We start from the raw sequence: 9,263 nt of genomic DNA, 5'->3' as shown, positions 1-9,263 counted from the left end.
TTGCAATCATAACTAATAGCATAGCTATAACTAAGAAAATAGGTTGTCTTATCATCATACAATTGAATAATAGTTAGTTATTAACTAAAAGATCACAAAAAACATACCAAAAACAATATGTATTCCTTGCTGTAAAAAAGAATTTTTTTAAGGAATAAAAATAAAAAAGCTTCAAGAAAAAATTTGAAGCTTTTTAGTACTCAAGGTGGGAATCGAAAATTAAAACCTAACCACACCTAATACAACCTTATTATATTATAATTCAGTATTTTATATTATTCATTGTTTAAACAAATTTATATAAATTGAATTAAATTGCAAATTTTTTGACTAAATAATGACTAAATAATATATTTGCTGTAATGGCATCAACAAGGTATTATTTACAAAGCAATAAAAATTCTGTTCCAATCTATTTACGATTTTCGGACGGAACAACTAAAGTTAATATAAAAAGAAAAACTGGACTAGTCATTAATCCGGTAAAATGGAGTAAGAAAACAAACTACCCTATTGCAAAAGATGAAGCCACTAAAAATCTCAAATCTAAATTACTTAAACTTGAAAGTTTTATCCTGGACGAATTCAACAATGATAATTCTTTAGGAAAAATAATTGACGGTTTTTGGCTTGAAAACAAAATAAGTCACTTTTTCAACAGAGCCAATTTTAAAAACCCTTTCGAAACGGTTTTTGGAATCATAGATTATATTATACAAAATGCTCATACCAGGAAAAACGGAAAAGGCACAATAGGGCTATCATACAATAGAATTAAAGGCTACAAAAACCTTAAAGTTGTCTTAGAAAAGTTTAATAGCGGAAATGACATTTCCATAAAGTCAATAGATAGAGATTATATAAATAGATTTAGCAATTGGCTACTAAACAACGAAAACTATAAAATTAGCACTGCAAATAAAAAAATAAGTGATCTTAAAGGTATTTGTTTTGAAGCTGAAAGTCATGGAATAACAATAAACCCTCAACTAAGACATATTAAAGCTTTAACTGAACAAAAAAGCGAATGCGTAATTATTTTAAATCGTAAAGAATTAGACCAGATACGAGACACTAAAATTAAAAATAAAAGCTTAGTAAACGTAAAAAAATGGCTGCTCCTTGGTTGTGAAATTGGGCAAAGATTAGATGATTTATTAAAACTCACAGAAGACAACCTATACAAGTCAAAAAAAGACAATTTTAGATTCATCAAACTTACGCAACAAAAAGGCGGAAAAACCGTAGAAATCCCCCTAAATCCAATAGCTGAAAAAGTTATAAAAGATGGTTTCCCCTATAAAATATCAAAAGTGAACTTCAATAAATATGTAAAGAAACTTTGCAAACAATGTGGAATTAATGAAGAAGTAGAACATTACAAACTAGATCCAGAAACCAACAGAAAAAAGAAAGGTTTTTATAAAAAGAATGAACTGATAACAGGCCATACCTGCCGTCGTTCATTCGCTTCTAATTATTATGGACAAATGTCAAATTCGTTGATAATGAAAATTACAGGTCATGTACAGGAAAGAACCTTCTTAAAATACATAGGAAAATCTAATGAAGATTTCACTAGCTTAATTTATAATGAAATGATTAAAACAATCAAATAACAGTGCTTTTTAATCCAGAAGAAAATCAAGAATTCTCTAAAAAATTCTTAGAATTTTTAGAGTCCTTAGAAAACTTAGAAAAACTAATAACAAACTCTAATCATACGTTTGAGTACATCAAAAAACGATCAAACACTCATACCCAATGCAATAGAATACTTATAAGCTTAAACCAAATAAGCTTAAAGCATAATATTTATTGGGATTTATGCAACATTGACGTTTACAAAAATACTTTTGATAAAAGATTGAAAAAATTTCTAATTAAAAATGTAGATTCGAATAAAAACAATTTTATTTCATTAGAAATATTAAATAGCATTGACATAGGAAATGACATTATTAAAAAGTATAGTTTTTCTGGAGCAATATATTTATTAAATAACAGATTAGAATATCTAAAACAACTACTAAACACTAAAGAGCACAGTAATAACAACCATAACCCCTCACTTTGGAATGAAAAATGTTTTATGTTTTTTGAATATCTAATTGAAAACTATTACACAAAGAAAAAAAGAGAATTAACAGATATTTGGCATTTTTTAACTAGAGATTTAAACGAAGAAGGCTATCAGTTTTATGCAACTCAAAATCAATACAAAAAATATATAAAAAAGAAACTTGGTATAGAAATAAAAAACTGGCAACAATCAAATTTTGAATATGATGAAAAATATAAGCCAAAACTAAAAAGCTTTTTTACTAAATTCAATTCAAATAAAGGAAATAACGTAAACTAACGTTTTACATATTATTTTACTAACGCTATCATTTAAATCCTTTGCAATGTAAAACAACAAACATTGTAAATATGAGCCAAGTAAAAATTATCCAGACTACACCTTCTGAACTTTCTTCTTTAATATCAGATAGTGTAAAAAAAGAGTTAGACAAATTCAAGCTAGAGCTAAAAAAGTCAAATTCAAATGACGACCTATTAACCAGAGAAGAAGCATGTAAACTTCTTAATATAAATTTTACTACTCTTTGGTCACACACAAAAAAAGGTAAGCTACCATCAAAAAAAATAGGTAATCGAGTCTATTATTTAAAGTCAGAAATATTAGAAGCACTAAATTCTTAGAAAATATGTTAGAAAAGAAAAAAGGTGCTGAAGACAACACCAATGATTTAGCCACAAATCAAGGTAAATATAACAAAGAAATTCAAGGACTTAACGAGATTGAACAAGAAATTGATAAAAGATTCAATTCTGACATAAAAGTTGTAAAACTAAACGAACAACAAGATTCAGAACAACCACAAACTATATTTCACATAGTTGAAGACTATTTGTCAAAATATTACGAATTACGTCTTAATAAAATAATGCTTGATATAGAAATAAAAGAAAAGGATTCATATTCAAAATGGGCAATTTGTAACGAAAATGATCTCTATATTGAAATGCAAAAAAAGAATATAAAAGTACCTAGAGACAAGCTTAATGCTATTTTAGGATCAAGTTATGTCACCGAATACAATCCCATATTAAACTACTTTGAAGGACTTAAAAAATGGGATAAAATAGATCATATATCTAATTTATGCCAACATATATCAAGTCCAGATATAGAACAATTTGAGTACCATTTAAAAAAATGGCTTGTAAGAGCTGTTAAATGCATGCTTATTGACGGTTACTTCAATAAACAAGCATTTATAATTACAGACAAAGGCAAAGGCCAGAACATAGGAAAGTCCCATTTCACAAAATGGTTATGCCCACCTGGATTACCTTCTACAAGATCTTTTGAGGAAAACAAAAAAGACAACTTAATAAAGCTTACGAAAAATGCTTTTATAATTCTAGATGAATTAGATGGTATTTCAAGAAAAGACTTAAATAGTCTAAAATCAATGTTCTCTACTGACGAAACAAGAGTTAGACTACCTTTTGCAAAAAGAGAAGAAACTATACAAAGAATAGCCAATTTTATTGGTTCAACAAACGATGATACTTTTTTATCCGATCCTACTGGTTCCGTTAGGTGGCTTATTTTTCATGTAACTGCTATTGATTGGAATTATAGCAAAGCAATTGATATAAACGATTTATGGTCTCAGGCCTATGCGCTATCCAATGATGATAGCTTTGAAGAAAAATTAACAAAAGAGGATTTAGCAAATAATGAGAAAAGAAACGAAGAATATCAAATTAGAAGTAATGAACAAGAATTAATTGAAACATTTTTTGATAAACCAGGTGAGAACAAAAGAGGCATTCAGTTTTTTACTGCTACAGATATTCAAAGAGTTTTACAGGCAAATTTTGGACAAAAATTATATGTTAACTCAATAGGAAAAGCAATGAAACAATTAAAGTACGACCGAATTAAACATAAAGATCGATACGGATATTGGGTTGTTCATAATGATAAATCAACACCAGCACTATAAATTAATTATAAATATATGAAAAATACTTACCCTACTTACCCAATACACAGCAAGCCCAACAAAGACAACGGATTAAACACGGTAAGCTTTAAAAAAAATACTTACCCATTACTTACCCTGCTTACCCCTTTTTTAAGAATAGGGTAAGTAGAATATTTTTACTTACCCTACCGCAACCCTTGTATTTATTGACTTGGGTAAGCAGGTAAGTAAAAGTTGAATTTTTTAAGACTTTTAAAAAAATGAAAAAACTTTCTCTTGATTTAAAATTTTCAACCAAAAGAAACCCCAATCTAACCACACCTTGTTGCAGTAAAAAAAACCGTGGATCAAGCGGTAGTTTAAAATTCGTTAATTATGTTGACCTACCTGAACAATTCGGTTTTTGCCACAGCTGCAATAAAGCAACCCTACCTCCTGCTGTTTATGAAAATGAAAACGGTAACCGTTTCACTTACAACGAAACACTTAGAAAATATGAACAACTCACTTCTTATAACCCATCATCAAACCTAGTAAACCGTAAAATAACCGCTACGGAAAAACCGTCTCAAAAATTCATTGAAGAGCATGTCGCAATAGAGTCAACCCTTATTAAACCAGAGAATAATTTACTACTCTACCTTCGTAAAGTCTATGGCAACGAAAAAACAGACAAAGCAAAAGAGGAGTACCTAATAGGCACATATTTAGATGGAGCTACAATGTTCTGGGAAATAAATAAGAATCTTCAGGTTCAAAAATGCAAACTATCATACTATAAAACAAACGGTAGAAGAACGGAAAAATTCAACCACATATACACCAATAAAAACGGTTATTATTCATGTTTGTTTGGAGAACACCTAATAATTGACAGCCTTAAAGGTAAACAAACGGTAATTCTTGTTGAAAGCGAGAAAACAGCCATTGTTGGATCTATCTTATTACCTAGATACACCTGGTTATCCTATGGCGGTAAAAACGGTCTAAAAAAGGAAAAATGTAATTGTTTAATAGGTCATAAAGTTTTAATTATACCCGATATTGAAAATGAATCTGTAAAAATTATAAAAAAGAAGGTGTCAGAACTTCGTGCAATAGGCGTTTTCGCAAATATTTGGGATATGACCAAAGGCAGATCGGACGAAGAACTAATAAAATCAGGGCTTTATGGCAATGATCTTGAAGATATTTTCAGAAAAATAACCGTAAATAAACCGTTATTTAACCGTTAAACTTTCAACGGTAACGTAACGGTAAAAAACGGTTTAAAGCAGGAAAATATAACTGTTTGATAGGTCACAAAGTTTTAATTATACCTGATATTGAAAATGAATCTGTAAAAATTATAAAAAAGAAGGTCTCAGAACTTCGTGCAATAGATTTAATCACCTTTTGAATTATCACTAACATCTTTAGATTTATAAGCTTTCTTATAGACAGTTATTGAAGTTATTGAATCTTTTAACGATTTAACTTCTTCTTCCATTCTAATGTACGCTATATCCTTTTGATACCTACCAAATACTGTTCCTATAAAAATTAAAGCGGAAATTATTGGAAGTATTGACCAGTCTGGAATCCTATTTAAAAGTTTCTGTTTAGTTTCTTTTTTTACACCAATATTATCAATAGTGCTGATGCAGTCGTTTAAAAAAGTTTTTACAGTATCCCTACTCTTAATTATATCATCTGCAATACCATTTTTCCACTTAAAATCTCTCAAAAACCATACTTGAGATGAATTCTCTCCAAAAAAATGACTCACATATGTTTTAGTCTCTAAAATCCATAGGTCATTTAAATTTTTCTCATCTTTAAGTTTTTCAATCTGACCTTTTAGTATATTAATTGCCTTTAATTTATTCATGTTTTCAATATTATGTTAACAAAAAACAAATCTATTCAAACCTATTGAAATCCAATACAATAACCCACTTATTTTAAGTGGTTTTTTTATTTTTTTATGATTATTTTTTTCTACATTTAAACAAAAACATCATGGATAAATCTACTTATTTTATTGCAGCTGGGCTGGGTATTCTATTATTCACCTTAGTAAAAGGTAAAAAAATCACTTATCAAAACAACAACAATTTAAATAATAAAAAATTGTCTTTATCTGAAGTGGCAGAAGAACTAGGTATTACTATTCAAGCAGTTGAATATTATATTTCTAAAGGTCTTTTTAACACTATCACAGAAGGTGATAACGTTTTTATTTTGAGATCAGAATTAAATAGAGTTTTAGCCGTTAATCCTAGTTTAATGTAGCTAAGAATTTTTAAAACAAACATGTTAGAATAATGAGTAATCAAGTAAAACCATACAATAATTACAAAAACAAAATTAAAGGATTGGGTTTAGGATTTTTCAACCTTGAGTCCATTACAATTGACGCAATCATTTACGACATGTTTGATGAATTTGCGGATGGTGTTGTTGCATATCCAAAAAAGAGACCTCAAGATAGAGCTGGTATTTTAAGTGATGGTAATTTATACATGGAAAATATTGATCCTAACGAAACTATAGTTTTCACTTATTTTGGAGAAATAATTCATGAAATAGCAGCAATTAACATTGGAGCTGAGTTTAGAGTAGATAAATCTCTAGGTTTAGACCCTGTTCATCTTTCCAATGAAAAACCAAAAAAAGATAATAGATTAATCTATATAGGTTTAGGGTTATTAGGGTTGATTTTAGCAGCTAAAGCAGCAGTAAGAGAATAGTCTAGCAAAAGAGTCTAAAAACGGCATAACTAATAAGCATTAAAACTTTTAAATATCAAATACTAGATTTCACCGTAAACGAAGCCGTAACACTACAAAGAAAAAACTTCATAGATAGCTCTTTTGTAGGAACTACCAAATATCCCTGTTAATAACGAAACTGTAGTTACATACAACAACCCTCAGCAAAGCACAAACAAAAGCGGTAAAACCGGTATAAAGGTTGCTTTAGCTTTTGGAATGAGTTATCTTATATTAAGCTTATTTAGCTCCGACCGTAAAAAACTGTAAAATAACTCTAATATTCATTCTTATTAAGAACGGATGCATTTAATCAATTCAACAATAATCAATTGAAACCTTATTTAGATGAGTATTCAGTGAGGTTCAATACTAGATCATTATCTAGTCAAGAGCATTTTGAAAAGTTTTTGATTGATTGTAAAACATATTAAGCTACAAGAGACTAACTAGTCAGTAAGCAGGATTAAATCAAAATAAAACATCCTCGTTTTTAAAATGTCTTGCTCATTTAATCCTGTAAATTCCTTTTCTTGATTTTCCGTTGAAAATAAAGGTTCAAATCCGTTACGTTTATAGTACCTTAAAGCCTTTATTTCGTTATATGAATCTACAACAACAAAACGACATCCTGTTTTATTTGCGCTATCAATAAACCAAGATTTAATAAAGTCCATTAATTGATCCCCTGTTGTTTTCTCTTCACCATCTACAATTCTATAATTTTTATTTACACCCAATCGCCCTATTAATACAGCAGGATAACTCCTCATCCTTTTTTGAGAAGGAATTTGTTTCGTAACTTTCTTTTTTCTAGAATTAGGAAGTCTTCTAGTTTTTATGCTATCATTAGAAACTGTGAACGCACACACTATTTCAGTTGGTTTTTCATCTAAGGTAAAACAATAAGATTTCCCTAAAAGTTGACTTGACCAATATACAGAATCGTTAGTAAAAAAATCATTAAGGTCATCATGACCACAATCAAAATTCTTGCAGCTACATATTGTGTCATCGTCATACGACACGAATGTGCATTTCTCTAATAGAAAACCCAAAGCTACAAAGTATTATATATTTGCTTTGGCTAGAATTTTTTCAGCAATGGAACGCTCTTTGGTAAAATCAATAGAAGCCCTCTTAGCTGTATTTTCTTCGACTCTTTTCTCAAAGTTTGAAGCAGCTTGTTTTGTAAGAATTGGGATTGATTTTATAGCAATTGCCATAGTTTTTTAATTTTTAATTAATAATACACTAATTGCGCTATTAATTTCTTAAGGGTTAATAAAAACTACATTTAATGTTCCTAAATATTACATTAAATCTTCATTTTCAATGCAATGTTACAATATGCATAACAAAAAGTTGTAAAAACTACAGCTTTTTCGATATGCAACATATTAATTTAGACATAATACAAATAGTGTTTTTAATAGATTTTATCTATAGGTCAATTAAACACAACCTTTCATATCACCTACGACAATTAGACGTAAAATCTTGTTTTAAGTTACGATATAGTTTTGTATTTAACAAAATTTTATTAACTATCATTCAGCGACTTAAAGTATATATATAAAGACAAAAAGCCTACCAACAAAAAACGATAGCTTAAAATAAAAGACACTTTAGACAGCGTATTAAAAGGGTTCGTTCCTCAACCAAAAGAGGAAGAATAAAGTACTATGTTAGTAGAATAGTAATTTCAAAAGTTCATTGACTACAATAGTTTATTAGACTTTTAATAGTCGGCAAGAAGCTTAATCTCGAATTGCTGAATTAGTAGCAAGGAAAGACAGTTAAATAAATTGCATACTTCTCAAAAAACGGAAATCACCGCTTTATAAAACATCCTTAAAGCTTGTGGTAAATTGTATATAGATTCTAATGTATGTGAATGATAAAAATCAAGACAAACACGAGATGATACTATTTATAATGCCAATTATTGTGGTAATCCTTTTTGCTATTACAATTAGATAACTTATTTTTTATTGCCCCACTTTAATCACCTATGCAAACAAGAGTATCAACCTAAAAGCGGAAAAGTAGTATATCATAGCATTTAAATACAGTCACAAGACATTGTTTATTATAACATTAGGTCATTTAAATTTATCTTATCATAATCTTCTAAGAAGAAAAGAGCTTCTGTCAACATATCTTTTCTAAGTTTTTTAAGTTCAAAAAGGAAATCTTGTTTAGATATTAAGCCTAATTTTCTTTTTGACTTTAAATCTGATAATCTTTTTAGATTATAATTATCAACTACACACATAATTAAATATTTTTTGACTAAACACTGACTCAAAAGAAATAAAAAAATCCGCAATCATTTTAAAATCAATGAATTACGGATTTTACAAGTACTCAAGGTGGGAATCGAACCCACACTTCCGAAGAAACTGGATTTTGAATCCAGCGCGTCTACCAATTCCGCCACTTGAGCAAAACAGGGCAACAAAAATATAAAATAATTTCCGCCAAACAATTAAAAATAGAGGGT

The 9,263-nt window shown here is 28.9% G+C and carries 11 protein-coding genes and 1 tRNA gene; 7 read left to right on the top strand and 5 right to left on the bottom strand.

All coding sequences use genetic code 11. From position 1 onward, the window contains the following. Positions 1–362 precede the first annotated feature (362 nt). The 5 genes from N4A40_13740 (at position 363) to N4A40_13720 (ending at position 5,239) form a co-directional block, all read left to right on the top strand. Positions 363–1,619, top strand: a complete 1,257-nt coding sequence (locus N4A40_13740; protein MCT4662914.1) for a site-specific integrase — start codon at positions 363–365, stop codon at positions 1,617–1,619. Positions 1,620–1,621: 2 nt separating this feature from the next. Beyond that, entirely contained in the window at positions 1,622–2,362 is a 741-nt protein-coding gene (locus tag N4A40_13735; protein ID MCT4662913.1) for a hypothetical protein, read from the top strand. 71 nt (positions 2,363–2,433) lie between these two features. Continuing rightward, a complete protein-coding gene (locus tag N4A40_13730) occupies positions 2,434–2,706 on the top strand; it encodes a helix-turn-helix domain-containing protein (protein MCT4662912.1) in 273 nt (90 codons plus the stop codon). A 5-nt stretch (positions 2,707–2,711) separates the two neighbouring features. Continuing rightward, positions 2,712–4,022, top strand: a complete 1,311-nt coding sequence (locus tag N4A40_13725; GenBank protein MCT4662911.1) for a virulence-associated E family protein — start codon at positions 2,712–2,714, stop codon at positions 4,020–4,022. 242 nt (positions 4,023–4,264) lie between these two features. After that, positions 4,265–5,239, top strand: coding sequence for a DUF6371 domain-containing protein (locus N4A40_13720; protein MCT4662910.1), 975 nt, complete (start codon positions 4,265–4,267; stop codon positions 5,237–5,239). A gap of 149 nt (positions 5,240–5,388) precedes the next feature. Here the strand turns inward: N4A40_13720 and N4A40_13715 are convergent, their stop codons facing one another. After that, positions 5,389–5,874: a hypothetical protein gene (locus N4A40_13715; protein MCT4662909.1), complete on the bottom strand. Its 486-nt coding sequence runs from the start codon at positions 5,872–5,874 to the stop codon at positions 5,389–5,391. Between the two features lie 131 nt (positions 5,875–6,005). Between N4A40_13715 and N4A40_13710 the strand changes: the two genes are divergently transcribed. Both N4A40_13710 and N4A40_13705 read left to right on the top strand, forming a co-directional pair. Continuing rightward, the gene (locus N4A40_13710) at positions 6,006–6,278 is read left to right on the top strand and encodes a hypothetical protein (protein MCT4662908.1); all 273 of its coding nucleotides are present in this window, start codon (positions 6,006–6,008) and stop codon (positions 6,276–6,278) included. 32 nt (positions 6,279–6,310) lie between these two features. Further along, complete coding sequence (locus N4A40_13705) at positions 6,311–6,736, top strand: hypothetical protein (protein ID MCT4662907.1); 426 nt, start codon at positions 6,311–6,313, stop codon at positions 6,734–6,736. Positions 6,737–7,206: 470 nt separating this feature from the next. Here the strand turns inward: N4A40_13705 and N4A40_13700 are convergent, their stop codons facing one another. The 4 genes from N4A40_13700 to N4A40_13685 form a co-directional block, all read right to left on the bottom strand. Continuing rightward, entirely contained in the window at positions 7,207–7,785 is a 579-nt protein-coding gene (locus tag N4A40_13700; protein MCT4662906.1) for a hypothetical protein, read from the bottom strand. Between the two features lie 42 nt (positions 7,786–7,827). Then, positions 7,828–7,983, bottom strand: coding sequence for a hypothetical protein (locus N4A40_13695; GenBank protein ID MCT4662905.1), 156 nt, complete (start codon positions 7,981–7,983; stop codon positions 7,828–7,830). 866 nt (positions 7,984–8,849) lie between these two features. After that, a complete protein-coding gene (locus tag N4A40_13690; GenBank protein MCT4662904.1) occupies positions 8,850–9,035 on the bottom strand; it encodes a hypothetical protein in 186 nt (61 codons plus the stop codon). A gap of 89 nt (positions 9,036–9,124) precedes the next feature. Then, a tRNA-Leu gene (locus N4A40_13685) sits at positions 9,125–9,206 on the bottom strand. Positions 9,207–9,263: the final 57 nt, after the last annotated feature.

The sequence above is a fragment of the Tissierellales bacterium genome (genome assembly GCA_025210965.1).
Taxonomy (GTDB): domain Bacteria; phylum Bacillota; class Clostridia; order Tissierellales; family JAOAQY01; genus JAOAQY01.
The sequence above is the reverse complement of the archived record's forward strand: the minus strand, read 5'-3'. Positions and strand labels throughout refer to the sequence as shown.